This is a genomic window from Streptomyces sp. MGP-P1, assembly GCF_057766565.1.
The window spans coordinates 52673-78582 of sequence record NZ_JBYMEM010000006.1 but is presented as its reverse complement, the minus strand read 5'-3'; the positions used below and the strand labels follow the sequence as shown (position 1 = coordinate 78582).

Sequence of the window (25910 nt, the reverse complement as noted above, 5' to 3'; positions counted from 1 at the left end):
ACCTTGACGGGGTCCATACGAATACCGGGGGACCCTTGACGCCGATCTGACGCGGCCGACCGGGCCATGCGCACGCGGCCGTACGCCCACGGCCCCCGCCCGCACTTTCTAAGCGCCGATGTCGCGCCGCCGGAGGTCCTCCTGCGTCTCGCGCCGGATCAGCAGGCGTGCCGCGCCTTCGTGCACCGCGACGACCGGCGGCCGGCCGACGAGGTTGTAGGCGGAGGCCATGGAGACCTGGTAGGCACCCGCCACGGGTACCGCGAGCAGGTCGCCGGAGCGGATGTCGCCGGGCAGGAGGACGTCGCTCGCGAGGACGTCGCCGGCCTCGCAGTGCCGGCCCACCACCGTGGCCGCGACCGGTCCGGCGGTGGCCGCGCGGCCGATCAGGCGGGGCGCGTAGCGGGCCCCGTACAGGGCGGGCCGGGGGTTGTCGCTCATGCCCCCGTCGACGGCCACGAACATGTTCGGGCCGGTGTGCTTGACGGAGAGGACGCGGTACAGCGCCACCCCGGCCGGGGCCGCGATCGCCCGCCCGGGTTCGATGGCCAGCCTCGGCACGGGCAGGCCCGCCGCCGCGCAGCCGGTGGCGAGTTCCGCGCCGAGGCGGCGCGCGAGGGCGGTCAGGTCGAGGGCGGGCTCCCCCGGCCGGTAGGCGACCCCGTGCCCGCCGCCCATGTCGAGCTCGGGGAAGGTGACGCCGTGGCTGTCCTTGACCCGGGCCATCAGTCCGACCATGCGCCGCACGGCCACCAGGTACGGCCTGACGTCGGTGATCTGCGAGCCTATGTGGCAGTGCAGGCCGGTCAGTTCGAGCTGCGGCTGACCGAGCACACGGGCGATGGCGTGCTGGGCGGACCCGTCGGTGAGGGACAGGCCGAACTTCTGGCCGTCGGTACCGGTGCGGATCTTCTCGTGGCCGCCCGCCGACACCCCTGGCACCACCCGCACCATCACCTTCTGCCGCCCCGCGGGGCCGGTCAGCGCGGCGATCCGGGCGATCTCCGACGGGCTGTCGACGACGATCCGCCCGACCCCGAGCCGTAGCGCCGTCCCGATGTCGTGCGGTGTCTTCGCGTTGCCGTGCAGCACCATCCGCTCCGGCGGGAACCCGGCGGCGTGGGCGAGTTCGAGTTCACCGCCGGAGCAGACGTCCAGCCCCAGGCCCTCCTCGTCGATCCACCGCGCCATCGCCCGGGACAGGAACGCCTTGGCCGCGTACAGCACCTGGGCGTCGGGGAAGGCGGCCCGGTAGGTCCGGCAGCGTGAGCGCACCTCGTCCTCGTCCAGCACGTACGCGGGAGTGCCGAACCGGTCGGCGAGACCGGCGAGCGAGACCCCTCCGACGCTCAGGTCGCCGTGCGGGAGCCGGACGGTGGAGGCGGGCCAGACGGACAGATCGTCCAGCCCTGCCGGGGGCTCGGTGAGAACGGGAGCGGACATGGCGGCGTCTCCTCGGGAGGCGTGGGACGGGGCGCGGGTCACCGGGCGCGCGCGGGCTCTTCGGCCGCGCGCATGGGCACGGCGGTGACGGCCGGGGCCGAGAGGACCGGGTCGACGACGAGCCGGTCGACACCGAGCGGCTCCGTGAGGGAGCGCAGGGCCGGTTCGGCGAGCCTGATCGCGGCCTGGCCGGCTCCGAGGGCCGCGGTCAGCAGCCCGAGGCCGGTGAAGCCGACGGCGGTGCGCTCGCCCAGCGGCGTACGGAACATCCGCAGCGCGGGGCCGGCGGCTTCCGGCCGGACGGGCACGTACAGAAGCACGGCCCGGGCCTGTTCGTCGGGGTCGGGGTCGTCGTCGTACGAGAAGAGGCACATGAGGTTTCCTCCGGGTGGAGCCGCGATCGGCCGTCGTCCGGCCGCATGACGTCGAAGCTATGCCCGCCCCGGCGCCGGAAGCCCTCCCGCCTTACGCGATGTTGACGGGCACCGCCCGGTTCATACGCATCGCTGACGCTCGCCTCCCCCGGCCCGCTCTTCAATGGAATTCCGGAACAGGACGAGACAGGAGGCCGGACCGTGCGGCAGAGAATCGTGGTCGGCGTGAGCGGCTCCCCGGGGAGCCTCACCGCCCTGCACCGGGCCACCGCCGAGGCGCGGGAACGCAACGCGGATCTGTACGTCGTGCTGGCCTGGCAACTGCCCGGCGGAGGTCTGGGCGGCCGTGCCACCTATGGCACCGCCGCGCTCCGGGAGTACCGGGAAGCCGCTGTCGAGGAGCTGCGCACCCTTCTCGACGGTGCGTTCGCCGTCAGGAGGCCGGGCGTCGCGCTGTCCGGGCTCGCCGTGCGCGGCGAGCCCGGAGCGGTTCTCGTCGAGGCTGCCGGGTCGGCCGACGGCCTCCTGGTCGTGGGTGCGGGCTCACGCGGCAGACGGCTGCCCGCCCTGCGCCCGTCGGTGGCGCGTTACTGCCTGACGCACGCGGCCTGCCCCGTTCTCGCGGTGCCCCCGAACCCGCTCGAAGCCGAGCTCGCCGCCGTACTGGGCGACAACTGGCCCCTGCCGCCCGGGCGGTGGGGAACGCCGGGGCGGTGGGGAACGCCCGGGCGGTGGGGAACGCCCGGACGGTGGGGAACGCCCGCGCCGTAGGGGAACACCGGGCTGTAGGGGAACGCTCGCGCCGTAGCGCGCCCGTTCGTCAGACCCGGCCGCGGGCCCGTCGTGACATCACGGCGCGCAGGACCCGGCGGCCCTCCGTGGACAGGTCCAGCGCCTTGCGGAGTCCGGCGCCGCTGCCGGCCGTGCCGGTGGTCTCCGCCAGGATCTCCAGGATGCGGACCTGCCGTTCCAGCTCCCCGGCGACCAGCGGCCCCACGGCGGCCGGTTCACCGCCGCGGGCCGCCTCGAGCAGCCGCTCCTCTTCCGGCGGCGTCTCCCCGTCCGGGGCGTCCAGCCGCCCGTGGATCCGCAGGGCGACCAGCGAACAGGCGTCCGCCCACCCCCGCAGCGGTACGGCGTCGAAGTCGGAGGGGGCGGCGCCGAGCATGGTCCGGACGAGCGCGGCCGGGCCATCGGTGACGGACTCGTGCTCCATCCCCGTCCGCACCGCCGCGAGCCGGATGGCCCAATCCTGTCCGTTCTCGCAGCTCGCCCAGAGCGGGCGCAGCGGCTCCGCCCCGGGCCCCGCGAGCAGCGGCAGGCACCGGTCCAGGCAGGCCAGCGCCCCGGCGGCCAGCGCGCGCTCGTCGGCTCGTTCGATCAGTTCCAGCAGACTCATCGACGTCTCCCTCGGTCTACCGGATACTGCGCCGAATGGCCGAAAATCGTCACTATGGGGCGACGGGCTCCGGGGCCGCCCGCTCGGGGGCGGCCGCGGCCTGCCGGATGCCGGCCCGCTCCCCCTGCATCCGGGTCACCGCGCGCACGAAGAGGACGGCGAGCACCGCGGCCACGAGATCCAGCGCGTCGGCGGCCGCGACGAGGGCCGCCGCGTCGGCGATCTGCTCCGGCTCCTGAGCCCGGTTCCACTGGCTCACGGCGATCCGGGAGGCGAGGACGGAGACGATCCAGCCGCCCCACCACAGGTTCAGCAGCGTCTTGGGAACCGTGCGCCACCCGCCATCGGGGTGGAGCGGGACGCTCGCCTCCCAGATGCCGCTCGCGACGCGGTAGGGGAACCAGAGGTTGGCGACCGGGACGAACCAGCCGCCCACCGCCCAGCCCGGCCCCATCCGCTGCACGCCGGACTCGAAGACCTCGGCGTTCCGGCGGGCCCGGTGGAACCAGATGATGAAGAGGACGCCGGTGGCCAGGAACGCCGCCGTCTGGAGCGTGCCGGCGAGGTCGTACAGCTCCTGCGCCCGCAGGCCGGGCCCGGTGTAGATGTTGAGGGACTCGTCCGCCGCCAGCCCCTCCCACAGGCTGCCCAGGTGCAGACCGGCGCCGATGACGAACAGGTCGCTCGCGACGACGCAGCCCAGCAGGGCGACCACCGCCCGCGCCAGGCCGACCGGCGGACGCGGCGCGCCGGCGCCCCGGCCGCCGGGGACGAGGTCGGGCACGGGGCCGGGAAGGGGTGCCGCCCCGGGGACCGGGGCCTTCGCGCCGCCGGGCAGCGGGGGCCGGGTGCCCGAGCAGAAGGTGCACAGCCCGTCGTCGGTCACGGCCGTTCTGATACGACAACGGGTGCAGAGCATGGACATGGCGAAGTCCCCCCAAGGACGGGCCGGCGGTGTGTGGCCTCACGTCCCTCCCCAGGAGCGCGCGGTCGGCGGACCGTAGCCCGTGGACGGCGTCGCTGTCCACGGGCTACGGTCCGCCGCCGGGTAACGCCCCCGGACTCACCCCGCGCTGCCGGTCCGCTCCGCCAGTTCCTGGAACCGCGCCCAGCTCAGCGCCGGTTTCCGCGGATCCCACAGCTTCTGCGAGGTCGCCACCAGGGGCATCCTGATGCCGTCCGCCACCTGCTGGGTGGTCTGCGCGTTCGCCAGGTCGCCCCAGACGGCGAACCGGCCGCCGAGGATCTGCTGCGAGTAGCGCTCCGCCACGGGCTCGGTGCCGCGCATGACCAGCGGGGTCCACTGCTCGTAGATCCGCTCGCCGGTCGGGTAGACGAACTCGTTGGGCTCGCCGAGCACGTAGTAGAGGAACTCGTCGTTGAGGTTCAGCATCTTGTAGCCCGCGGCGAGGTACTCCTGCGGCGGGCGGGCGCCGATCTCCTTGCCGGTCCAGTACTCGATCTCGATGTTCTCGTCGGCCTTGACCTTCGTGTCCCGGAAGAGCCCGTCGTTCCAAGCCTTGGCGGTCCGGCCCTTCGGGACGACGACGGCCGCGCGGTCGTTCAGCCAGCCGGTGGCCAGGTCCTCGATCGAGGCTCCGGCGCCGTGCTTCTCCTCCGCCGCGCGCTGGAGCTGCGGGTAGGAGGCGGCCGGGTTCTGGACGGTCAGCGCCTGGTACTCGTCCGCGCCCAGGTGCCAGAAGCGCCCGGGGAACAGCTCGGTGTACTCGTCGAGGAGTTCGTCGATCAGCTTGGCCGCGCCCGGCTTCGAGATGTCGATGGAGCCCTTCGACTCCACGCCCGCGGTGTTGCGCAACTGGAGGTCGGGGTGGGCGGCCAGCACCGCGCCGAGGTGTCCGGGCGAGTCGATCTCGGGGACGACCTCGATGTGCCGGCTGTTGGCGAGGGCGACGATCCGGCGGACCTCGTCCTGGGTGAGGGCTTCGTCGGAGACCACCTCGGGGTGCGACTTCGACTCGATCCGGAAGGCCTGGTCGTCGGAGAAGTGCAGGCCGAGCTGGTTGAGCTTGAGGTCGCCCATCTCCCGTATGCGGTCCTCTATCCACTCCGCGCTGTAGTGCTTGCGCGCGATGTCGAGGTTGAGTCCGCGCTGCGGCCGGTCCGGCCGGTCGTTGACGACGCCCTCGGGGAGCGTGCCGTCCGCCTTGACCGACTGCTTCAGGGTGCGGGTGCCGTAGAAGACGCCCGACTCGTCGGGTCCGGTGATCTTCACCTTCCGGTCGCGCACGGTGAGCGTGTACGACTCGGTGGGGCCCGCGTCCTTGTCGCCGAGCGCCAGCTCGACGTCTCCCGTCCGCGCCGGTTCGGCGCCCCGGTAGCGGATCTTCAGCTCCTTGGCGAGCAGCTCCGCCTCGTCGGCGAGCACCTGGCTGCCCTTGGCTATGACGACGGTGCTGTCCTTGCCCGGCTGCCAGCCGGGCCCCCGGGCCGGGGTGTGCTCGCGCACCGCGGGGATCGTGCTCGGTGTGCTGGACATCGGGTAGCTGCGGGAGGGCGACGGGGCGACGGCCTCGGCGGAGGTGCCGGAGGGCGACGCGGTGTCGCCGGACGATCCGTTGCCGGACCCCTCCGGCCAGACGACGACGGTGAGGGCGACGGCGGCCGCGGCCGTGACAGCCGCGCCGGTGACGAGGGCACCACGCGTGGGCGACATCGGGCAGATTCCTCCGTTGAGGGGGCAGGAGCGGGTGAAACGAGTGAAGAGACGATGAAACAGGTGAATAGGGTGCAAGGTTGACATTTCTGCCGAGGTCTCGCCCATCGAGGGCTTCGGGGGATCGAACAGAACCCCGGTCGACGCAGGTCAGATACTCGTCACACGTTCCGAAACTCTCCCGTTCGGGTGATTTCTGCGCGGTCCGCCCGACGTCCGCCGACGGATCTCGCTAGCGTTGCGGCACATTCGTCTCTCCCTTCACTCCCGCCCCCGCGGAACTCACCCCCACGCCGGGCAACCTCGGTACGTCCTGATCTGTCTTCCAGGGGCAGAAGGTTCCTTCCGGGGCCACGGAGTCATAGCCGTCGTTGATACGAGGAGTCCACGCTGTCCAGGTCCAGCGAGCCCCCCGCCGGCCTGCCGAAGCGATCCGCGCCCCCGGCCGGCCGTCCGGCCGTGCCCGCACAGCCGCGCCACCCGCTTCCGACCGACGGCTCGGAAGGCCCGGGTGGCCCCGGAAGGCCGGGTGGCCTGGAAGGCCCGGGAGGCCCGGGAGGCCCGCCCACCGCCGCACCGCCGGTTGATCACGCCTCCGGCCTGGCCCATTTCAACCACCTGCCCTTCGCCGCCGCCGAGGCGGCCTTCCTGGAGTGCTGCGGCAGTCTCCGCTGGGCCCACCGGATGGCCGCCCACCGCCCCTACCCGGATCTCGGCGCTCTACTGGCCGCGTCCGACGAGGCGGGCTACGACCTCGCGCCCCGGGACATCGCGGAGGCCCTGGCCTCGGAGCCGGCCCCCTGCCTGCACGACGACGCCCCCCGCGCCGCCCACCTGGCGCTGCGGGCCGCGCACGCGGCGTACGAGAGCCGGTTCGGCCACGCCTTCGTGATCTGCCTGGACGCCTGCCGCCCCTCCCAGCACGTGGACCAGGTGCTGGCCGGGATCCGGGTCCGGCTGGCGCACGACCCGGACGAGGAGCGGGCGGTGGCCGCCGAGGAGCTGCGGCGACTCGCCCGGAGCCGGATCCTCGAACTGCTGGCGGCGGACCCGCGGCGGTAAGGGGTGCCGGACGCGCGGCGGTGGGGGTGCCGGACGCGCGGCGGTAACGGGCGCTCTAGCCCGTACGTGCCTGTTTGATTGCCACTTTGATCACACGGGAGGCCCCGGCGGATACGAACCGACAATGCGTCGCTACGATGGCCAGGGCCGGTGGACCGTACCCGGCCGGGTCAGACCGACAGTCAAGCCGGCCGACCCTCATCCCCGCTCCCGGAGGGTTCTTCCGTGCCGGCTGGAACGCTGTACCGCGGCCGGGAAGGCATGTGGTCCTGGGTGGCTCATCGAGTCACCGGTGTCCTCATTTTCTTCTTCCTGTTCGTACATGTCCTGGACACCGCTCTCGTCCGCGTCTCCCCCGAGGCCTACGACGAAGTCGTGGCCACGTACAAGACGCCGATCGTCGCGCTCCTCGAATACGGCCTCGTGGCCGCGATTCTCTTCCACGCGCTGAACGGTCTCCGGATCATCGCCGTGGACTTCTGGGCCAAGGGCCCGCGACTCCAGAAGCAGATGCTCTGGACCGTGATGGGCATCTGGATCGTGCTGATGGTCGGGGCCCTGTACCCCGTCCTCGGTCACGCCGTACGCGACGTCTTCGGGAGCTGAGGCCCATGTCCAGTGAGACTTCTTCCGCAGCCGCCATCGGCGACGTCGAAGGCGTGAGCCTCTACGACGTCGACCACCCGGCCCCGGTGATCGAGCCCCCGCGCAAGCGCACGGGCAAGACCCCCAAGGCCTCGCGCGGCAACTTCGAGATGTACGCCTGGCTCTTCATGCGCCTGTCGGGCATCCTCCTGACCGTCCTCGTCATCGGCCACCTGCTGATCCAGCTGGTGCTCGACGGCGGCGTCTCCAAGATCGGCTTCGCCTTCGTGGCGGGCCGCTGGGCCTCGCCGTTCTGGCAGGTCTGGGACCTGACGATGCTGTGGCTCGCCATGCTCCACGGCGGCAACGGCCTCCGTACGGTCATCAACGACTACGCCGAACGGGACAACACCCGCTTCTGGCTGAAGATGCTCCTGTACACCGCCACGGTGTTCACCGTCCTGCTGGGCACGCTGGTGATCTTCACCTTCGACCCGAACATCCGCTAGGCGCCGGGACAGAGGGACCAGAGGGAAACCATGCAGATCCACAAGTACGACACCGTCATCGTCGGCGCCGGCGGCGCCGGCATGCGCGCGGCCATCGAGTCGACCAAGCGCAGCCGTACCGCCGTGCTGACGAAGCTCTACCCCACCCGCTCCCACACGGGCGCCGCGCAGGGCGGCATGGCCGCCGCGCTCGCCAACGTGGAGGAGGACAACTGGGAGTGGCACACCTTCGACACGGTCAAGGGCGGTGACTACCTGGTCGACCAGGACGCCGCCGAGATCCTGGCGAAGGAGGCCATCGACGCCGTCCTCGACCTGGAGAAGATGGGCCTGCCGTTCAACCGGACGCCCGAGGGCCGCATCGACCAGCGCCGCTTCGGCGGTCACACCCGCAGCCACGGTGAGGCCCCGGTCCGCCGGTCCTGCTACGCCGCGGACCGCACGGGTCACATGATCCTCCAGACGCTGTACCAGAACTGCGTCAAGGAGGGCGTGGAGTTCTTCAACGAGTTCTACGTCCTGGACCAGCTGATCACCGAGGTCGACGGGGTCAAGAAGTCCTCCGGCGTCGTCGCGTACGAGCTGGCGACCGGCGAGATCCACGTCTTCCAGGCGAAGTCGGTCATCTACGCCTCCGGCGGCACCGGCAAGTTCTTCAAGGTGACCTCGAACGCCCACACCCTGACCGGTGACGGCCAGGCCGCCTGCTACCGGCGCGGCCTGCCGCTGGAGGACATGGAGTTCTTCCAGTTCCACCCGACGGGCATCTGGCGCATGGGCATCCTGCTGACGGAGGGCGCCCGCGGTGAGGGCGGCATCCTCCGCAACAAGGACGGCGAGCGCTTCATGGAGAAGTACGCGCCGGTCATGAAGGACCTCGCGTCCCGTGACGTCGTCTCGCGCTCCATCTACACGGAGATCCGCGAGGGCCGCGGCTGCGGTCCGGCCGGCGACCACGTGTACCTCGACCTGACGCACCTGCCGCCGGAGCAGCTGGACGCCAAGCTCCCGGACATCACCGAGTTCGCGCGGACGTACCTCGGCATCGAGCCCTACACGGACCCGATCCCGATCCAGCCGACCGCGCACTACGCCATGGGCGGCATCCCGACCAACGTCGAGGGCGAGGTGCTGGCCGACAACACCACCGTCGTCCCGGGCCTGTACGCCGCCGGCGAGGTCGCCTGCGTCTCGGTGCACGGTGCCAACCGCCTGGGCACCAACTCGCTGCTCGACATCAACGTCTTCGGCAAGCGCTCGGGCATCGCCGCCGCCGAGTACGCGGTGAAGACCGACTTCGTCGAGCTGCCCGAGAACCCCGCCCAGCTGGTCGCCGACCAGGTCGAGCGGCTGCGCGGCTCCACCGGTACCGAGCGCGTCGCGACCCTGCGCCTGGAGCTCCAGGAGTGCATGGACGCCAACGTGATGGTGTTCCGCACCGAGCAGACGATCAAGACGGCGGTCGACAAGATCGCCGAGCTGCGCGAGCGGTACCTCAACGTGTCCATCCAGGACAAGGGCAAGCGGTTCAACACCGACCTGCTGGAGGCCATCGAGCTGGGCAACCTGCTCGACCTGGCCGAGGTCATGGCGGTCTCCGCGCTCGCCCGCAAGGAGTCCCGCGGCGGTCACTACCGCGAGGACTACCCGAACCGCGACGACGTCAACTTCATGCGCCACACCATGGCGTACCGCGAGGTGGCCGCCGACGGCGCCGAGTCGATCCGGCTCGACTACAAGCCGGTCGTGACGACCCGCTACCAGCCGATGGAGCGTAAGTACTGATGGCTACCCCGACCCTGGACAAGACCGACGGGACCGCGAAGCCCGAGGCCGGCTTCGCCGACTCCCCGTTCATCACCGCCACGTTCCGGATCCGCCGCTTCAACCCCGAGGTCTCCGACGAGGTCCAGTGGCAGGACTTCCAGATCGAGATCGACCCGAAGGAGCGTGTCCTCGACGCCCTTCACAAGATCAAGTGGGAGCTGGACGGGACCCTGACGTTCCGCCGTTCCTGCGCGCACGGCATCTGTGGCTCCGACGCGATGCGGATCAACGGCAAGAACAGGCTCGCCTGCAAGACGCTGATCAAGGACATCAACCCGGACAAGCCGATCACGGTCGAGGCCATCAAGGGCCTCACGGTCCTCAAGGACCTCGTGGTCGACATGGACCCGTTCTTCCAGGCGTTCCGCGACGTCATGCCCTTCCTCGTCACCAAGGGGAACGAGCCGTCCCGCGAGCGGCTGCAGTCCGCCGAGGACCGCGAGCGGTTCGACGACACCACCAAGTGCATCCTGTGCGCCGCGTGCACGTCCTCGTGCCCGGTGTTCTGGAACGACGGCCAGTACTTCGGCCCGGCGGCGATCGTCGCCGCGCACCGCTTCATCTTCGACTCGCGCGACGAGGCCGGCGAGCAGCGGCTGGAGATCCTCAACGACCGTGATGGCGTGTGGCGTTGCCGCACCACGTTCAACTGCACGGACGCCTGCCCGCGTGGCATCGAGGTCACCAAGGCGATCCAGGAGGTGAAGCGCGCGCTCATCACGCGTCGCTTCTGACCCGCTCGTAGCACCTGTTACGTCGACAGGCCCCGTCCCCGCAGCCTTCTGCCGGGGGCGGGGCCTGTTGCTGCGCCGGGGGCCGCACGGGCGGTACGGTTCAGCGGAGCTGAAGACCGAAAGAACGGGGATCGTCGTGAGCGAGCCGAATCCGTACGCGGACGACGCGTACAAGTGGGGACCGCCCCAGCAGCCGGGCCACCAGCCGACGGTGGCCGACGGCCCGGGGTACGGCCATCCGGGGCCGGGGGCTCCGCCCGCGTACGGCTATCCGCAGCCGCTGCCGGAGTCCGCGACCCAGCCCGGCCCCGGTTACGGGTACCCCAACGCGGCGCAGCCGACGATGCCCGGCCAGTACCTCCCGGTGCCCCAGGGAGCGCCCGGCCGGGGCGGCGTGCCGATGCTGTCGATCGGCGACATCACAGTGATGAGCGACGCGATCGTCACCCCGTCCGGGACGATGCCGCTCAAGGGCGCGGTCTGGACGGCCACGGACATGTCGCGCACGGAGGAGAAGATCCCGACGCACGCGGTCGTGCTGGCGATCATCTTCGCGCTGTTCTGCCTGATCGGTCTGTTGTTCCTGCTGATGAAGGAGAAGCGGACCACCGGCTTCATCCAGGTCACGGTCACCAGCGGCGGCCGGCACCACTCGACGATGATCCCCGCCATGGGCCCGTACACCTTTCCCGCGGTCATGGGCCAGCTCAACCAGGCCCGCTCCCTGAGCGCCTGACGCCAGGGACCCTCTGACCCACCTCCCCCAGGACCCCTTCTTGAACATGTTCAAGAAGGGGTCTACAGTCATGCCCGAAAGCATTTTTGAACGCGTTCAAGGGAGGGTGGGGCATGGACCTCACTGTTGTCGCGTACGTCATCTATCTGCTGATCACCGTGGCGCTCACCGTCTGGGTCGCGCGCACGCTCAGCCGCAACGGACGGATCTTCCTCGCCGATGTGCTGCACGGGAACGAGAAGCTCGCCGACGCCGTCAACCACCTGCTGGTGGTCGGCTTCTACCTGGTCAACCTCGGGTTCGTCACGCTCTACCTGAGATACGCCGGCGGGGTGGCCAACGCCCGTGAGCTGTTCGAGGTCCTCTCGGTGAAGGTGGGCGTGGTGCTGCTGGTGCTCGGCGTCATGCACCTGGGCAATGTGTGGGTCCTCAGCCGCATCCGCCGCCGCAGCACCCTGGAGCGCGAGCAGACCCCGCCCGTGCCGCCGGGGGCCTGGACGCCGCCGGCCGGCCGGGGCCCGTGGGCCGCACCCGCGCCCGGGCGGTGAGCCAGGCGACCCAAACCGCGTACGAGGCGCCGCCGGGACCCGCCTCGTACGCCGCCGCCCGCTACCGCTCCCCGGCCCTCCCGTCCTGCGCACCCGGGGTCCGTGAGTGCGCCGCCCCGCCCGGAGGACCGGGGGGTCCCCGATAACCTTGGGCCCGTGGCGAAGGAAGAGAAGAACGTGCAGGAGACCAAACCGGCCAAGGCCGCGAAGAGCGAGCAGACCCGCACGCTGATTCTCGAAACGGCGCTCCGGCTCTTCGCGGAGCGCGGCTACGACCGGACGACCATGCGGGCCATCGCCCAGGAGGCGGGCGTCTCGGTCGGGAACGCCTATTACTACTTCTCCTCCAAGGAGCACCTGGTCCAGGGCTTCTACGACCGGATCGCCGGCGAACACGCGGCGGCGGTCCGGCCCGTGCTGGAGGGCGACCGGGATCTGACCGTACGCATCAGGGGCGTACTCCTCGGCTGGCTCGACGTGGCGGAGCCGTACCACCGCTTCGCCGCCCAGTTCTTCAAGAACGCCGCCGATCCGGACAGCCCGCTCTCCCCGTTCTCCGAGGACTCGGTGGCCGCCCGCGACGCGGCGATCTCCATCCACGAGCGCTGCGTCGCCGGAGCGGACGTCAAGAGCGACCCGGAACTGGCGCCACTGCTGCCGCAGTTGATGTGGCTGATGCAGATGGGGCTGGTGCTGTTCTGGGTGTACGACCGCAGCGAGGGCGCCGAGCGCAGCCGCCGGCTGGTGGAGCGCACCGCGCCGATCGCCGCCCGGGCGATCTCGCTCTCCCGGTTCCGGGTGCTGCGACCGCTGGTACGGCAGATCCACGGTCTGCTGGTGGAGTTCCTGCCGGGTACGGAGACGGCCGGGCCCCAGGGGCGAGACGCCCCCGAGGCCCGGCCGGCCGGCTGACCCGTCCGGATCAGATCCAGCTGAGTTCCCACAGGCGCCAGGTGCCGGTGCCGTCGGAGAGGTACTGGGAGCCGGCGACCTCGGACTTGGCGACGACGTAGTCCTTCTTCTGCCACAGCGGCAGCAGGGGGACGTCCTCGCCGACGAGCGACTGCATCTCCTTGAAGTCGTTCGAGGTCCGGCTGCGGTCGCTGAACTGCTGTGTGGCGGCGATCAGCTGGTCCATCTTCTTGCTGGAGTAGCCGCTGTGCAGGACGTTCCCGGTGCCGACGAGCGGCTGGCTGAAGGTGTCGGGGTCCGGGAAGTCGGGGAACCAGCCGACGGTGTACATCTCGTACTTGCCGGCCGCGTACCCCTTCTGGTACTTCGTCCACTCCACGGCCTCGACCGTGACCTCGAACAGTCCGTCCTTCTCCATCTGACGGCGCAGCTCGGCGGTCTCCTTGGTGTACATGTCGCCCTCGCGATAGGCGAAGTGGACGGGGACCGGCGTCTCCACTCCGGCCTGCTCCAGCAGTTGCGCCGCGCGCTTGGGGTCGGAGGAGGGGTAGGCGTCGAAGAAGGGGGTGCTGTGGCCGATGTAGCCGGTGGGGATCAGCGAGTACAGCGGGTCGACCGTGCCCTGGTAGACCTTGCGGACCAGGGGGCCCCGGTCGAGGAGCGTGGCGACGGCCTGACGGACCTTCTTGTCCGCGAACGGCGAGCCCTCGCGGACGTTGAAGATGATGTTGCGGATCTCGGCGCTGGCCGCCTCGGTCACCCGCACGTCCGGGTTGTTCACGTTGAGTTCGGCGAGCGTCTCGGACGGCAGCTGACGGTGGGCGATGTCCACATCGCCGCTGTCCCAGGACGTCTGGAGTTCCTCGGAGGTCTTGAAGTAGCGGATGTTCACCGCCTCGCCGGTCTTCTTGAGCGCGCCCCGGTACTTCAGGTTCGGCACCAGCTCGGCGCTCTTCCCCGACTCGTACGACTTCAGCACGTACGGGCCGGAGCCGTCGACCTGGTTGCCCTGGCGGAGCTTGCCCTTCGGGTACTTGGTCGGGTCGACGATCGCGGCGGCGCCGGTGGCGATCTTCTGCGGGAAGGTCGCGTCCTTGCCGGACAGGTTGAACGTGATCGTGCGACCCTCGGTCGTCACCGTGTCGAGCGTGGGGAAGAGACCCGCGGGGCCGACGTCCGACTTGATCGTGAAGATCCGGTCGAAGGAGTGCTTGACGTCCTCGGCGGTGATCTTGCGGCCGTTGGAGAAGGTCAGGTCGTCGCGGAGCTTGCACTGGTACGTCTTGAGCTTCTGCCCGACGAATCCGCAGCTCTCGGCGGCGTCCGGTTCCGGCGTGACCGCACCGGGCTTGAAGGTCATCAGCGACTGGTAGATGTTGCTGTAGATCGCCCAGGAACCGGCGTCGTAGGCACCGGCCGGGTCGAGGGAGGTGACGACGTCCGATGTCCCGACGGTGATCGCGTCGGTCTTCGCCTCCCCCGACGGGAGCAGTTGCCAGGCACCGACGCCCGCTATCACCAATACCGCGAGAATCGCGAGAATCCGTACCCGGACCGACCGCATTGCCGTGCTCTCCCTTACCAGCCCCACCTCGGCGGACGCGTTTGTGACGCGCACATCGCCGCATGTTCGCGCTTACCCAATCACACGATTTTCACATCTGGAAGAGTAAATGGGGCGCTCACAGCCTTTTATTGGACACGCGCCCGAACCTCTGTCCGAAAAGGCTGTTTCGCGCTTCCTACCTGCGGGTTTCCGTAGCTGACGGTGACTCTGCGGTGTGGATTCCATGACCAGGCATACGGGCTCCCGGAACGTCGCACCCGCAACGGAGGCGGACGCGCGCCCCACGCCTACGCCTGACGGGAGGCCAGCTCCACGACGGTGATGTCGGAGGGGGCGCCCACCCGGACCGGCGGGCCCCAGGCGCCGGCGCCGCGCGAGACGAAGAGCTGGGTGTCGCCGTAGCGTTCGAGCCCGGCGACGGTGGGGTTGGCCAGCTCGGCGAGGAGGTTGCCGGGCCAGAGCTGTCCGCCGTGGGTGTGGCCGGAGAGCTGGAGGTCGACGCCGTGCTCGACGGCGTCGTGGATGACGACGGGCTGGTGGGCGAGGAGGACGGCGGCCCGGCCGCGGTCCCGGTCGCCCAGTGCGCGGCCGAAGTCGGGCCCCTGCCCCTCGGTCTCGCCCGCGATGTCGTTGACGCCGGCGAGGTCGAAGCCCTCGATCTCGACCCGGGCGTTCTCCAGCGGGATCAGGCCCAGTTCGCGGACGTGGTCGACCCACTGCTCGGCGCCGGAGAAGTACTCGTGGTTGCCGGTGACGAAGAAACTGCCGTGCCGGGCGCGCAGGGCGGCCAGCGGTTCGGCGGCGGAGCCCAGGTCCGCGACGGACCCGTCGACGAGGTCGCCGACGACGGCGACCAGGTCGGGCGAGGTCGCGTTGATCGTGTCGACGATCCGGCGGGTGTGGGCGCGGCCGAGGATCGGCCCGATGTGGATGTCGCTGACCACGGCGATCCGGAAACCGTGGGCGGAGCGGGGCAGTCTGGCCAGCGGGACGGTGATGCGCCGGACGCTGGGCCCGCGCAGCACGCCGTACGTGCCGTACCCGACGGTGGCGAGTCCGGCGGCGGCCGCCGCGCCGCCGACCACCCGGGAGACGAAGAGCCGCCGGGAGGGGCCGGGAGCGGTGGACGTGGACGTGGAGGTGGCGGTGGAGGTGGTGTCCGGGGCTTGCGCGGAGGGTTCCGCTTCCGGTTCCGCCACGGGCTCCGGGGCCGTACGCGCCACGGCTTCCGAGCCGCTCGGAGCACCACCCGACCGGGACGGCACCAGCTCTTCGGCACGAGGGCGGGTCTCGCCCGGGACGTCGGCGAGGGCGCCGGAAGCCGTTCCGCTTTCCGCCGCGCCCGTCCTTGCGTCGCGCCGGGCGAGGAGCCGCAGGAGAAGGGGGCGTACCCCCTCGCCCACGAGCAGCGCCAGCGTCAGGTAGAGCAGGCAGGCCAGCCAGAGGAAGCCCGGCCAGGCCAGCACCTGCTGGAGCCAGAAGGGGGCTCCCACCCGGCCGGACGTCATGGCGCCGACAGTCAGCAGGGGCAGGACGAAGGCCGCGACGGTGCCCGCCCGGCGCAGCGGGCTGCCCGGCGCCGTCGTGTCACCGACGAAGCGGCGCCACAGATACCGGTGCACGGCGCCGAGCAGCGCCAGCACGACGAGCCCCACCAGAGCGAAGACCACTGCTGCCATCCGAGCTTCCCCATGTTCCCGTCGTCATGCGCGGTCGTCGCGCAAAGCCCTCACTCCGCGCAACCCGATCACGCCGACCGCCGTCCCCAGAGACAAGGACGTGATGGCGAGCAGCAGGTGCACCCAGAAGTACCCGGTCGGCTCGCCCGCGTCGTCGAAGGCGAGCCCGCTGCCGTCCTGCCACAGGTTCTTGACGAAAGTGATCCAGATGAACCAGCTCCACACCCCGAACGCGAGCAGGAACCAGGACACGCGGCGGCTGAGCTTCATGGGTCCAGTATCGCCGCCGCCTCCCGGCCCCCTCTCCCGGGGTGGCGTCCGAACGGGGCCGTCCCGGCGTTCCCTGCGGCGGGTCAGCCGGTCCGGGTCCGCATCCACACCTTCGCCCTGTACGTTTCCGACCGTGCCTGCTCTGAAAAAGATCGCCACCACGGTCACCGCCGCCGCCTTGTTGTCCGGTTTCGTCCTGAGTCCCGCCGTTGCGGCCGACAAGGACAAGAGCGACGACAAACAGCCCAAGCCGCCGAGCACGATGTCCAGCCTCGGCGGGGAGCAGCTCGCGAAGGCCGGCACCCAGGTCAATCTGGGCGCGGGGGCGCCGGTGCTGCCCAAGAAGCTGACCGGCCGGTCCTGGATCGTCGCGGACGCGGAGAACGGCGACGTCCTGGCGGCGCACAACTCGCACTGGCGGCTGCCGCCCGCATCCACGATGAAGATGCTCTTCGCGGACACCGTCCTGCCCGCGCTCCAGCCCACCTCCCTGACCCACAAGGTGACGGAGGGCGAGCTGTCCGGGGTCGGCGAGGGCAGCAGCCTGGTCGGGATCAAGGAGGACCACACCTACACGGTCCACGACCTGTGGCTCGGGGTGTTCCTGCGGTCGGGCAACGACGCGGTGCACGTCCTGTCGGAGATGTACGGCGGCATCCCGCAGACGGTGACCGCGATGCAGAAGCACGCCGAGGAGCTCCAGGCGCTGGACACCCGGGTCGTCTCACCGGACGGGTACGACGCGCCGGGCCAGGTCTCCAGCGCCTACGACCTGACGCTGATCGCCCGCAGCGGACTCCAGAAGAAGGACTTCCGTGAGTACGCGGCGACCGCGTCCGCCGACTTCCCCGGCGAGGAGAAGAAGGGGAAGAAGCGCGACTCCTTCGAGATCCAGAACACCAACCGGCTGATCACCGGGGACATCGGCGTGGACCCGTACCAGGGCATCGCCGGCGTCAAGAACGGCTACACCACTCACGCGGGCAACACGTTCACCGGCGTCGCCGAGCGCAACGGCAAGGTCCTGCTGGTCACGGTCATGAACCCGTCGGCGGAGGAGAGCCACGCCGTCTACAAGGAGGCCGCCCACCTGCTCGACTGGGGCTTCGCCGCGAGCGGCAAGGTGGCCCCGGTCGGCGAGCTGGTGCCGCCGAAGTCCGTGGACACCGGCACCGCGACCGGTGGCAAGGGCGCGGCACCCGCCGCCGGGGCCGACCAGGGCTCGGGGGGTCAGGTGGAGGCCGAGCACGCGTCGGCGGCTTCGGACGGTTCCAGCGGGGTCGGGATCGCCCTGGCGATCATCGGCGGTCTGCTGGTGTTCCTGGCCGGCGGGGTGTTCCTCGTCAACCGCCGCTGGCCGATGACCGGCCTCACCCGCCGCACCCCGCAGACGGCCGACCCGGCGGAGCAGGCCGAGCAGGCGGAGCCGGCCGCCGCTTCCGCCCCGGGCGCCTCGGCCGCCCCGGGCGCTCCGACCGACAAGTCCTAGACGCGGGTGGAGCCGTTGGGCCCCGTGACGGCTCCACCCGGCCCCGGCCCGCCCGCGCCGGGCCCGCCCGCGCCCGGCCCTTCCGCGCCGGGGGCCTGTTCGGTCTCCGCGCGGACCTCCTCGCCCTTGCTGCCGGTCGCCGTCCAGGCGGCGCAGAACAGCAGCAGCTTCGCGGTGAAGTTGATCCACAGGAGCAGCGCGATCGGCACGCCGAACGCGCCGTACATGCTCTTGCCCGCGACCTCCCGCATGTAGCTGCCGAGCAGCAGCTTGAGCAGTTCGAAGCCGACCGCCCCGAGCAGGGCCGCGACCATCAGCCGCCGCCGGGGCGGCTCCACCCCGGGCAGCAGCGTCAGCAGGTAGAGCAGCAGCAGGAAGTCCGCGACGACCGCGACCGCCAGGGCGGCCACCCGCAGCAGGACGCCGCCGGCCCCGTCCTCGGGGATGCCGATCAGATCGGCGGTCCAGCCGACCGCCGTCGAGCCGACGGTGGAGACCGCCAGGGTGGCGAGCGCCGCGCCGCCGAGGCCGACCAGCAGCACGGCGTCCTTCACCTTGGCGACGACGGGGTTGGCCTCCTGGACCTCGTCCAGCTCCCAGACCGCGCGCAGGCACTCCCGCATGGAGCCGACCCAGCCGACGCCGGTGAACAGCAGCAGCGCGCCGGCCACGAGGCCGACCGTGCCCGCGTTGGCGATCAGCCCGTCGATGCCCAGCTGGTCGGAGATGCCCGGCACCTGGTCGGCGATCTTGTCCTTGACGGTGTCGACCTGCTGGTCGCTCAGCAGGGCGGCGGCGACGGCCGCGCCGACCGCGATCAGCGGGAAGAGCGCCAGGAAGCTGATGAAGGTGATCGCCGCCGCGAGCCTGGCCCAGTGGACCCGGTCCAGCCGCTCGTAGGAACGCCACACGTGCGTTTCCATCAGCCGGGCGGCCAGGGGCCCGATCACGGGGAGTTTCTTCAGCCAGTCCATGACGTCACGCGTACCCTCCTGGGCCCGGAACATCGGCGGCCCTCCCCGGACTCTCCCGGACCCGCCCGGCGGTACTTCGTCACGCTCCGCCGACACTCACTCCGTCACCCGTTCCGGTGAGCGAATTCACCAATGCCGCGAAGGGGATTTCCCGGACGATACGGTCACCCTCATGTCCGTCGACACGGTGTCCTTGACCGGCTGGGGCCGCACCGCCCCGACGACCGCCGTGCGGTTCCGCCCCCGCACCCACGAGGAGGCCGCCGTCGTCGTCCGGGGGCGCGGGCCCCGGGGTGTCATCGCGCGCGGGCTGGGACGGTCGCCCGGGGACGCGGCGCAGAACGCGGGCGGCTCGGTGCTCGACCTGACGGGCCTGGCCCGGGTCGGCGGTGTCGACGCCGCCGCCGGCGTGGTGCGCTGCGACGCCGGGGTGAGCCTGGAACGGCTGCTGCGGGTGCTGCTGCCGCTCGGCTGGCTTCCGCCGGTCGTGCCGGGGACCGGCAGGGTGACGGTCGGCGGGGCGATCGCCTCCGACCTGTCCGGCCTCGACCACCGCCGCTCGGGCTCGTTCGCCCGGCACGTGAGCGCCCTGGAGCTGCTCACCGCCGACGGCCAGGTCCGTACGGTGCTGCCGGGCACCGCCCTCTTCGACGCGACCGCCGGGGGGCTGGGGCTGACCGGGGTGATCCTGGGCGCCACCCTGCGCCTGCGGCGCGTGACGACCGGGCTGATGTCCGTCTCCACCGAGCGCGCCGGGGACCTGGACGATCTGCTGGCCCGCTTCACCGCGGGCGGCGACCGGCTGCCGTACGCCTCCGCCTGGATCGACCTGATGGCCCGGGGCCGGGCGACCGGACGCGGGATCCTCACACGGGGGGAGCACGCCACCCCTGATATGCGCCCGGCGCACGCGGGGCGCACTTCGCTTTCCTGGCGTGTCGGAGGGCCCCAGGGACGGTTCAGGCTCCCCGGATTCCCACCGGTGCCCGGCGGGCTGCTGGGCCCGGCCTCGGCCACCCTGTACAACGAGATCCGCTACCGGGGCGCACCCCGCGCGCGGACCGGTGGGCTCCGGCCGGTTTCCGCCTTCTTCCACGCCGCGGACGCCTTCCCGGACGCGAACCTCCTGTACGGGCGGGGCGGCCTGGTGCGGTACCGGTTCGCCGTCGGGTACGGCCGGGAGGAGACCCTGCACCGGGTCGTGCGGCGGATCGCGGCGCGCCGGAGCCCCGCCGTGCGGGCCGTGCTCCAGCGGTTCGGGGCGGCGGACCCCGGCGGGCTGTCGTTCGCCGCGCCCGGCTGGTCCCTGGCCCTGGACCTGCCCGCGGCCCTGCCCGGACTGGCCCGCTTCCTCGACGACGTCGACGAGGAGGTGGCCGCCGCCGGGGGCCGGGTCTGCCTGGCCAAGGACTCCCGGATGCGGCCGGAGACGGCGGCCGCGATGTACCCGGGTCTCGCGGAGTTCCGGGAGCTGCGGGCACGGCTGGACCCGACGGAGGCGTTCCGCTCCGACCTGTCGCGCCGGCTCGGGCTGTAGGGCCCCCGGCGCTGCCCGCGTCTCTCCCCACCCCCTCTGACCAGGAGATTTCCGTGAAGGATGCCTTCGGCGCCCCGCAGTCCCTGCTCGTCCTCGGCGGCACCTCCGAGATCGCCCTGGCCACCGCGCGCCGGCTGATCGCCCTGCGCACCCGCCGGGTCTGGCTGGCCGGGCGCCCCTCCCCGCCCTGGAGTCGGCCGCCGCCGAGCTGCGCGGCCGGGGGGCGGACGTGCGGACCGTCGACTTCGACGCGCTGGACTCCGCCTCCCACGAGGTCGTCCTCGGCAAGGTCTTCGCGGAGGGCGACATCGACGTGGTGCTGATGGCGTTCGGGGTCCTCGGCGACCAGGCGCGGGACGAGGAGGAGCCGATGGCCGCGGTCCGGGTCGCCCAGACCAACTACACGGGGGCGGTCTCCGCCGGGCTGGTGTGCGCCGGCGCACTGCAGGCGCAGGGGCACGGTTCGCTGGTGGTCCTGTCGTCGGTGGCCGGGGAGCGCGCCCGGCGCGCCGACTTCATCTACGGCTCCAGCAAGGCGGGCCTCGACGCGTTCGCGCAGGGGCTCGGCGACGCGCTCCAGGGAACCGGGGTGCAGGTGATGGTCGTCCGTCCCGGCTTCGTCCGGACCCGGGCCACGGCGGGACGGCCGGAGCAGCCGTTCGCGACCGGCCCGGAGGAGGTTGCGGAGGCGATCATCACGGGGCTGCGGCGGCGCTCGGAGAGCGTGTGGGTGCCCGGTTCGCTCCGGGTGGTGATGGCGGCGCTGCGGCACGTCCCCCGCCCACTGTTCCGCCGGCTGCCGGTCTAGGGGCCGGTCCAGGTCCTGTCGTCGAACCGCCGTCGGTCTCGCCGGCCGGGGCGCTCAGGGCCGCAGCGACGGGGCCGGCGGCGCGTCGATCGTGTAGCCGCCCTGGGCAGGGACGGCGGGCGTGCCGCCGCCCGCTCCGAACGGGAAGTCCCGGAGCTTGCGCCAGACGGCGTCCGGGCCCTGCTCGTACAGCGCGAAGGATCCGCAGGTCCAGGCGGCCTCGTAGTCCGCGAGCTCCTCGTAGGCCCGGTCCATGGCCTCCTCGGCGATGCCGTGGGCCACGGTGACGTGCGGGTGGTAGGGGAACTGGAGCTCGCGCACCAGCGGGCCCGACGCGTCCCGGACCCGCTTCTGGAGCCAGGCGCAGGCCGAGGCGCCCTCGACGACCTGGACGAAGACGACCGGCGACAGCGGGCGGAAGGTGCCGGTGCCGGACAGCCGCATCGGGAACGGCCGGCCGGCCGAGGCGATCCGGTCGAGGTGCTCCTCGATCGCCGGGAGGTCGGCCGACTGCGCCTCGGTCGGCGGCATGAGGGTGACGTGGGTGGGAATGCCGAAGGCGGCAGGGTCCCCGAAGCTCGCGCGGCGGTCCTGGAGCAGGCTGCCGTAGGGCTCCGGGACCGCGATCGAAACGCCGAGCGTTACGGTCCCCACGTCGTTCTCCTCCACCGTCGATGGTCGATTTCCGGTCATGCCGCGTGGGCCGGGTTTCCGGCCCACGCGTTCGTCGCCGCAAGTGTGACCCCTGCGGCCATGATCTCGCCAGGGTCCTTGGACTCAGTGCTTCGCGGGCAGGAAGCCCATCCGGTCGTACGTCTGTGCCAGGGTCTCCGCGGCGACGGCCCTGGCCTTCTCCGCTCCCTTGGCCAGGATGGCATCCAGCGTCTCCGGGTCGTCCAGGTACTGCTGGGTGCGGGTCCGGAAAGGAGTGACGAATTCCACCATGGCCTCGGCCAGATCGGTCTTCAGCGCACCGTAGCCCTTGCCCTCGTAACTCCGCTCCAGGTCCTCGACGGGGCTGCCGGAGAGGGTGGAGAGGATCGTGAGCAGGTTGCTGACGCCCGGCTTCTTCTCGGCGTCGAAGCGGATCACCGTGTCGGTGTCGGTGACCGCGCTCTTCACCTTCTTCGCGGTGACCTTCGGGTCGTCGAGCAGGTTGATGAGGCCCTTCGGCGTGGAGGCCGACTTGCTCATCTTCACCGCCGGGTCCTGGAGGTCGTAGATCTTCGCCGTCTCCTTGAGGATGTACGGCGCGGGGACGGTGAACGTCTGTCCGTACCGGCCGTTGAACCGCTCGGCGAGGTCGCGGGTCAACTCGATGTGCTGGCGCTGGTCCTCGCCCACCGGGACCTGGTTCGCTTGGTAGAGCAGGATGTCCGCGACCTGGAGCACCGGGTAGGTGAAGAGGCCGACGGTGGCCCGGTCGGCCCCCTGCTTGGCGGACTTGTCCTTGAACTGCGTCATCCGGGAGGCCTCGCCGAAGCCGGTGAGGCAGTTCATCACCCAGCCGAGCTGGGCGTGCTCGGGCACATGGCTCTGGACGAAGAGCGTGCAGCGCTCGGGGTCCACACCGGCCGCCAGCAGCTGCGCCACGGCGAGCCGGGTGTTGGCCCGCAGCTCGGCGGGGTCCTGCGGGATGGTGATCGCATGCAGGTCCACGACCATGTAGAAGGCGTCGTGGCTCTCCTGCAGCGCCACCCACTGGCGCACCGCGCCCAGGTAGTTGCCGAGGTGGAACGAGCCCGCGGTGGGCTGGATCCCGGAGAGCACGCGCGGACGGGCGGCCGCACCGGTGCGGCCCGTCTGCGGCTGGTCGGTGGGGAGGTCAGAGGCCATGGCTCCATTGTCTCAGGTACGGGGGCGATCTCTGGCAGCCGGTGCGGGGCGGAGAGGGCGCGTACCCGCGGGAGCTCGGAGCACGGGAGCGCACGTCCGAGGAGAACCGCACATTTCGGCTGCCCGGCGTGCGACGGCGGGCGCGCCGGGCGATGGAGGTTTCCCGGCGCGGGTTCCGACCGACGATACAAAGTGGGCACCACCCCCGCCCACGCCGCACGACGAACGGAGATCCCGTGTCGATCACGGAAACTGCCATCGCCTCCGCCGAGGCGCACAGCGCGCACAACTACCACCCGTTGCCGGTCGTCGTGGCCTCGGCGGAGGGCGCCTGGATGACGGATGTCGAGGGCCGCCGGTACCTCGATCTGCTCGCCGGATACTCGGCACTCAATTTCGGCCATGGCAACCGTCGGCTCATCGACGCGGCCAAGGCCCAGCTGGATCGGGTGACGCTGACGTCCCGGGCCTTCCACCACGACCGGTTCGCCGACTTCTGTACGGAGTTGGCGGCACTGTGCGGCATGGAGACGGTGCTGCCGATGAACACCGGTGCGGAGGCCGTGGAGACCGCGGTGAAGACCGCCCGCAAGTGGGGCTACCGGGTCAAGGGCGTGCCGGACGGCATGGCGAAGATCATCGTGGCCTCGGACAACTTCCACGGCCGCACGACCACGATCGTCAGCTTCTCCACCGACCCGGAGGCGCGGGCCGACTTCGGCCCGTACACCCCCGGCTTCGAGATCGTCCCGTACGGGGACCTCACCGCGATGCGGGAGGCGATGACCGAGAACACCGTGGCGGTGCTGATCGAGCCGATCCAGGGCGAGGCCGGGGTGCTGGTGCCGCCGGCCGGCTATCTCCCCGGCGTACGGGAGCTGACCCGTGAGCGGAACGTGCTGTTCATCGCGGACGAGATCCAGTCGGGGCTGGGGCGTACCGGGAAGACGTTCGCGTTGGAGCACGAGGGCGTGGTGCCGGACGTGTACCTGCTGGGGAAGGCGCTCGGCGGCGGGGTGGTCCCGGTGTCGGCGGTCGTCTCGTCGGCGGACGTCCTCGGCGTGTTCCGGCCCGGCGAGCACGGCTCCACGTTCGGCGGGAACCCGCTGGCCTGCGCGGTGGCGCTGGAGGTGATCGCGATGCTGCGGACCGGCGAGTACCAGCAGCGGGCGGCGGAGCTGGGCGACCATCTGCACCGGGAGCTGGGCCTGTTGACGGGCGGCGGCGCGGTGGAGGCGGTGCGCGGCCGGGGTCTGTGGGCGGGCGTCGACGTCGCTCCGGCGCTGGGCACCGGCCGGGAGATCTCGGAGAGGCTGATGAAGCTGGGGGTGCTGGTGAAGGACACCCACGGCTCCACGATCCGGATCGCCCCGCCGCTGGTGATCAGCAAGGAGGACCTCGACTGGGGCCTGGACCGGCTGCGGGCGGCACTGAGCGCCTGAGGGAGCCGGGGGCAGGGCCGGGGCCCGGCCCCGGCTCTCAGAGGATGACGTGGGGCAGGAAGCGGGCGTACTCGTCCGTGACCGGCCCCGCCGACTCCCGGATGCCGAGCCCCGCCGCCTCGTCCTCGACGACCCACGCGCCGAGCACCACCCGGTTGCCGTCGAAGTCGGGCAGTGGGGCTGCCTCCTGGTAGCAGCACGGCTCGTCGCGCGTCACGGGCGGCGAGCCGGGGCCGTACAGCTCGACGCCGGCGCCCTCGCGGCCGAGCAGCGGCTTGGACACGTATCCGGCCCCGCCGGGACCGGCCAGCTCGCGCGGGCCGTCGAGGTAGGCGGGCAGCAGGTTGGGGTGGCCGGGGTACAGCTCCCAGAGGATCGCGAGCAGCGCCTTGTTGGAGAGGAGCATCTTCCAGGCGGGCTCGATCCAGCAGGTGGTGCCGGAGCCGCCGCCGTTGTCGAGGGTGTCCAGCACCTGCGGGCCGAAGCGGTCGGTGGCCAGCCACTCCCAGGGGTAGAGCTTGAAGCAGCTGCGGATGAACCGCAGCCGTTCGTCGACGAACCGGCCCGACAGGCGGTCCCAGCCGATCTCCTCGACGGACAGCGCCTCGGTGTCGAGTCCGGCCTGCCGGGCGGTCTCGCGCAGGTACGCGACCGTCATCAGGTCCTCGCCCAGCTCGTCGCCGTCGGAGTGGACGAAGTGCAGCGGCCCGGGCGGCAGCAGGGGCGCCTGCCGCTTCCAGGCGTCGACCAGCCGCTCGTGCAGGGAGTTCCACTGGTCGGCCCCGGGGAACCGGTCCTCCATCCAGAACCACTGCGCGCTCGCGGCCTCCACCAGCGAGGTCGGGGTGTCGGCGTTGTACTCCAGCATCCTCGCCGGGCCGTCCCCGTCGTAGCGCAGGTCGAACCGCCCGTACACGGAAGGTAGTTCGGCGCGGCGGCGCCAGGACTCGGCGACCAGCGCGGCGAGGCGGGGGTCGGTGATGCCGAGGTCGGCGAAGCGGCCCTGCTCGACGATGTGCGCGGCGGCGGCCAGGCACATCGTGTGCAGTTCCTCGACGATCTCCTCCAGCGCCTCGATCTCGGGCAGCGAGAAGACGTAGTAGGCGCTCTCGTCCCAGTACGGGCGCAGCGAACCGTCCGGGTAGCGGGTGAGCGGGTAGACGACCCCCTGCGCCTCGACGGTCTCCTGCCAGCCGGGGCGCGGCTCGATCGTGCAGCGTTCCACGACGGTCAGCCGCCGCCGGAGCCGGAGCAGCCGAAGCCGCCGCGGTCGACCGCCGACTTGTCGAAGCTGCCGCCCTGCACCTTGCCGCTGTCGCTCTTGCCGCCGTAGTAGTACGAACCGTTGCCGCCGCCGCGGCACTCGGAGCTCGGCAGGGTCCGCTGCGTCGTGCGGTCGGCGCAGCGCTTGTCCGGCTCCGAGCCGCAGGACGTGATCGTCAGGGCGAGCAGCCCCATACCGCCGAGCACGACCGTGCTCGACCTCAGCCTTCGTGTGGACATGT

25 protein-coding genes and 1 pseudogene are annotated in these 25910 nt (G+C 71.5%); 13 read left to right on the top strand and 13 right to left on the bottom strand.

From position 1 onward, the window contains the following. Positions 1 to 108 precede the first annotated feature (108 nt). Both lysA and AC3CH1_RS16075 read right to left on the bottom strand, forming a co-directional pair. Entirely contained in the window at positions 109 to 1443 is a 1335-nt protein-coding gene (lysA, locus tag AC3CH1_RS16080; protein WP_488463575.1) for a diaminopimelate decarboxylase, read from the bottom strand. A gap of 38 nt (positions 1444 to 1481) precedes the next feature. Further along, entirely contained in the window at positions 1482 to 1817 is a 336-nt protein-coding gene (locus tag AC3CH1_RS16075) for an SAV_915 family protein (RefSeq protein WP_488463574.1), read from the bottom strand. A 201-nt stretch (positions 1818 to 2018) separates the two neighbouring features. Here AC3CH1_RS16075 and AC3CH1_RS16070 point away from each other — a divergent pair, with 201 nt between their 5' ends. Further along, positions 2019 to 2588 (top strand): universal stress protein, encoded by a 570-nt coding sequence (locus tag AC3CH1_RS16070; RefSeq protein WP_488463573.1) that lies wholly within the window; start codon positions 2019 to 2021, stop codon positions 2586 to 2588. Positions 2589 to 2637: 49 nt separating this feature from the next. On the opposite strand, the gene AC3CH1_RS16065 is transcribed toward AC3CH1_RS16070, so the two are convergent. From AC3CH1_RS16065 to AC3CH1_RS16055, 3 genes are all read right to left on the bottom strand, one after another. Continuing rightward, positions 2638 to 3216 (bottom strand): hypothetical protein, encoded by a 579-nt coding sequence (locus AC3CH1_RS16065; protein WP_488463572.1) that lies wholly within the window; start codon positions 3214 to 3216, stop codon positions 2638 to 2640. Between the two features lie 52 nt (positions 3217 to 3268). Further along, a complete protein-coding gene (locus AC3CH1_RS16060) occupies positions 3269 to 4102 on the bottom strand; it encodes a DUF4328 domain-containing protein (protein WP_488463571.1) in 834 nt (277 codons plus the stop codon). 177 nt (positions 4103 to 4279) lie between these two features. Then, positions 4280 to 5890 carry a beta-N-acetylhexosaminidase gene (locus AC3CH1_RS16055; RefSeq protein ID WP_488463570.1) on the bottom strand — a complete coding sequence of 537 codons (1611 nt, stop codon included), beginning with the start codon at positions 5888 to 5890 and terminating at the stop codon, positions 4280 to 4282. A 459-nt stretch (positions 5891 to 6349) separates the two neighbouring features. On the opposite strand from AC3CH1_RS16055, the gene AC3CH1_RS16050 reads away from it, so the two are divergent. The 8 genes from AC3CH1_RS16050 (at position 6350) to AC3CH1_RS16015 (ending at position 12803) form a co-directional block, all read left to right on the top strand. After that, entirely contained in the window at positions 6350 to 6952 is a 603-nt protein-coding gene (locus AC3CH1_RS16050; protein WP_488463569.1) for a 2-oxo-4-hydroxy-4-carboxy-5-ureidoimidazoline decarboxylase, read from the top strand. Positions 6953 to 7177: 225 nt separating this feature from the next. Beyond that, on the top strand, positions 7178 to 7558 hold the full coding sequence (sdhC, locus tag AC3CH1_RS16045) for a succinate dehydrogenase, cytochrome b556 subunit (RefSeq protein ID WP_078625614.1): 381 nt from the start codon (positions 7178 to 7180) through the stop codon (positions 7556 to 7558). 5 nt (positions 7559 to 7563) lie between these two features. Continuing rightward, a complete protein-coding gene (locus AC3CH1_RS16040) occupies positions 7564 to 8046 on the top strand; it encodes a succinate dehydrogenase hydrophobic membrane anchor subunit (protein WP_488463568.1) in 483 nt (160 codons plus the stop codon). A gap of 30 nt (positions 8047 to 8076) precedes the next feature. Further along, complete coding sequence (sdhA, locus tag AC3CH1_RS16035) at positions 8077 to 9831, top strand: succinate dehydrogenase flavoprotein subunit (protein WP_488463567.1); 1755 nt, start codon at positions 8077 to 8079, stop codon at positions 9829 to 9831. Then, entirely contained in the window at positions 9831 to 10607 is a 777-nt protein-coding gene (locus AC3CH1_RS16030; protein WP_488463566.1) for a succinate dehydrogenase iron-sulfur subunit, read from the top strand. Before sdhA ends, AC3CH1_RS16030 begins: the two co-directional genes overlap by 1 nt. A gap of 136 nt (positions 10608 to 10743) precedes the next feature. Further along, positions 10744 to 11343 carry a hypothetical protein gene (locus AC3CH1_RS16025; protein WP_488463565.1) on the top strand — a complete coding sequence of 200 codons (600 nt, stop codon included), beginning with the start codon at positions 10744 to 10746 and terminating at the stop codon, positions 11341 to 11343. Between the two features lie 113 nt (positions 11344 to 11456). Further along, on the top strand, positions 11457 to 11891 hold the full coding sequence (locus AC3CH1_RS16020) for a hypothetical protein (RefSeq protein ID WP_488463564.1): 435 nt from the start codon (positions 11457 to 11459) through the stop codon (positions 11889 to 11891). A gap of 156 nt (positions 11892 to 12047) precedes the next feature. Then, the gene (locus tag AC3CH1_RS16015; RefSeq protein WP_488463563.1) at positions 12048 to 12803 is read left to right on the top strand and encodes a TetR/AcrR family transcriptional regulator; all 756 of its coding nucleotides are present in this window, start codon (positions 12048 to 12050) and stop codon (positions 12801 to 12803) included. A gap of 10 nt (positions 12804 to 12813) precedes the next feature. Here AC3CH1_RS16015 and AC3CH1_RS16010 read toward each other — a convergent pair whose 3' ends face one another. The 3 genes from AC3CH1_RS16010 to AC3CH1_RS16000 all read right to left on the bottom strand — a co-directional run bounded on the left by AC3CH1_RS16010 (position 12814) and on the right by AC3CH1_RS16000 (position 16319). Next, positions 12814 to 14367 (bottom strand): ABC transporter substrate-binding protein, encoded by a 1554-nt coding sequence (locus tag AC3CH1_RS16010; protein ID WP_488463562.1) that lies wholly within the window; start codon positions 14365 to 14367, stop codon positions 12814 to 12816. 290 nt (positions 14368 to 14657) lie between these two features. Further along, positions 14658 to 16040 (bottom strand): metallophosphoesterase, encoded by a 1383-nt coding sequence (locus AC3CH1_RS16005; protein ID WP_488464410.1) that lies wholly within the window; start codon positions 16038 to 16040, stop codon positions 14658 to 14660. A gap of 33 nt (positions 16041 to 16073) precedes the next feature. Then, positions 16074 to 16319 (bottom strand): SCO4848 family membrane protein, encoded by a 246-nt coding sequence (locus AC3CH1_RS16000; protein ID WP_228922465.1) that lies wholly within the window; start codon positions 16317 to 16319, stop codon positions 16074 to 16076. A gap of 133 nt (positions 16320 to 16452) precedes the next feature. Here AC3CH1_RS16000 and AC3CH1_RS15995 point away from each other — a divergent pair, with 133 nt between their 5' ends. Next, complete coding sequence (locus tag AC3CH1_RS15995) at positions 16453 to 17808, top strand: D-alanyl-D-alanine carboxypeptidase family protein (protein WP_488463561.1); 1356 nt, start codon at positions 16453 to 16455, stop codon at positions 17806 to 17808. Here AC3CH1_RS15995 and AC3CH1_RS15990 read toward each other — a convergent pair. After that, positions 17805 to 18782, bottom strand: coding sequence for a YihY/virulence factor BrkB family protein (locus tag AC3CH1_RS15990; RefSeq protein WP_488463560.1), 978 nt, complete (start codon positions 18780 to 18782; stop codon positions 17805 to 17807). The two genes, AC3CH1_RS15995 and AC3CH1_RS15990, sit on opposite strands and share 4 nt — an antisense overlap. 172 nt (positions 18783 to 18954) lie before the next feature. Here AC3CH1_RS15990 and dprE1 point away from each other — a divergent pair, with 172 nt between their 5' ends. After that, on the top strand, positions 18955 to 20319 hold the full coding sequence (gene dprE1, locus AC3CH1_RS15985) for a decaprenylphosphoryl-beta-D-ribose oxidase (RefSeq protein WP_488463559.1): 1365 nt from the start codon (positions 18955 to 18957) through the stop codon (positions 20317 to 20319). A 53-nt stretch (positions 20320 to 20372) separates the two neighbouring features. Then, positions 20373 to 21127 (top strand): annotated as a pseudogene (gene dprE2, locus AC3CH1_RS15980) (decaprenylphospho-beta-D-erythro-pentofuranosid-2-ulose 2-reductase). A 54-nt stretch (positions 21128 to 21181) separates the two neighbouring features. Here the strand turns inward: dprE2 and AC3CH1_RS15975 are convergent. Together AC3CH1_RS15975 and trpS are read right to left on the bottom strand one after the other, a co-directional pair. Next, positions 21182 to 21781, bottom strand: a complete 600-nt coding sequence (locus AC3CH1_RS15975; RefSeq protein ID WP_488463558.1) for a 2'-5' RNA ligase family protein — start codon at positions 21779 to 21781, stop codon at positions 21182 to 21184. Between the two features lie 123 nt (positions 21782 to 21904). After that, positions 21905 to 22897: a tryptophan--tRNA ligase gene (gene trpS / locus AC3CH1_RS15970; RefSeq protein WP_488464409.1), complete on the bottom strand. Its 993-nt coding sequence runs from the start codon at positions 22895 to 22897 to the stop codon at positions 21905 to 21907. 302 nt (positions 22898 to 23199) lie between these two features. Between trpS and rocD the strand changes: the two genes are divergently transcribed. Next, positions 23200 to 24405, top strand: coding sequence for an ornithine--oxo-acid transaminase (rocD, locus tag AC3CH1_RS15965; RefSeq protein ID WP_488463557.1), 1206 nt, complete (start codon positions 23200 to 23202; stop codon positions 24403 to 24405). A gap of 37 nt (positions 24406 to 24442) precedes the next feature. Here the strand turns inward: rocD and AC3CH1_RS15960 are convergent, their stop codons facing one another. Further along, the gene (locus tag AC3CH1_RS15960) at positions 24443 to 25630 is read right to left on the bottom strand and encodes a glutathionylspermidine synthase family protein (RefSeq protein ID WP_488463556.1); all 1188 of its coding nucleotides are present in this window, start codon (positions 25628 to 25630) and stop codon (positions 24443 to 24445) included. Between the two features lie 5 nt (positions 25631 to 25635). Further along, positions 25636 to 25908 (bottom strand): hypothetical protein, encoded by a 273-nt coding sequence (locus AC3CH1_RS15955; protein WP_488463555.1) that lies wholly within the window; start codon positions 25906 to 25908, stop codon positions 25636 to 25638. Between the last annotated feature and the right edge of the window lie 2 nt (positions 25909 to 25910).

Excerpts from the sequence above, each read along its gene's own strand:
- lysA (WP_488463575.1), bottom strand. The coding sequence starts at position 1,443 with ATGTCCGCTCCCGTTCTCACCGAGCCCCCGGCAGGGCTGGACGATCTG.
- AC3CH1_RS16075 (WP_488463574.1), bottom strand. The coding sequence starts at position 1,817 with ATGTGCCTCTTCTCGTACGACGACGACCCCGACCCCGACGAACAGGCC.
- AC3CH1_RS16065 (WP_488463572.1), bottom strand. The coding sequence starts at position 3,216 with ATGAGTCTGCTGGAACTGATCGAACGAGCCGACGAGCGCGCGCTGGCC.
- AC3CH1_RS16055 (WP_488463570.1), bottom strand. The coding sequence starts at position 5,890 with ATGTCGCCCACGCGTGGTGCCCTCGTCACCGGCGCGGCTGTCACGGCC.
- AC3CH1_RS16040 (WP_488463568.1), top strand. The coding sequence starts at position 7,564 with ATGTCCAGTGAGACTTCTTCCGCAGCCGCCATCGGCGACGTCGAAGGC.
- sdhA (WP_488463567.1), top strand. The coding sequence starts at position 8,077 with ATGCAGATCCACAAGTACGACACCGTCATCGTCGGCGCCGGCGGCGCC.
- AC3CH1_RS16030 (WP_488463566.1), top strand. The coding sequence starts at position 9,831 with ATGGCTACCCCGACCCTGGACAAGACCGACGGGACCGCGAAGCCCGAG.
- AC3CH1_RS16020 (WP_488463564.1), top strand. The coding sequence starts at position 11,457 with ATGGACCTCACTGTTGTCGCGTACGTCATCTATCTGCTGATCACCGTG.
- AC3CH1_RS16010 (WP_488463562.1), bottom strand. The coding sequence starts at position 14,367 with ATGCGGTCGGTCCGGGTACGGATTCTCGCGATTCTCGCGGTATTGGTG.
- AC3CH1_RS16000 (WP_228922465.1), bottom strand. The coding sequence starts at position 16,319 with ATGAAGCTCAGCCGCCGCGTGTCCTGGTTCCTGCTCGCGTTCGGGGTG.
- AC3CH1_RS15990 (WP_488463560.1), bottom strand. The coding sequence starts at position 18,782 with ATGGACTGGCTGAAGAAACTCCCCGTGATCGGGCCCCTGGCCGCCCGG.
- dprE1 (WP_488463559.1), top strand. The coding sequence starts at position 18,955 with ATGTCCGTCGACACGGTGTCCTTGACCGGCTGGGGCCGCACCGCCCCG.
- AC3CH1_RS15955 (WP_488463555.1), bottom strand. The coding sequence starts at position 25,908 with ATGTCCACACGAAGGCTGAGGTCGAGCACGGTCGTGCTCGGCGGTATG.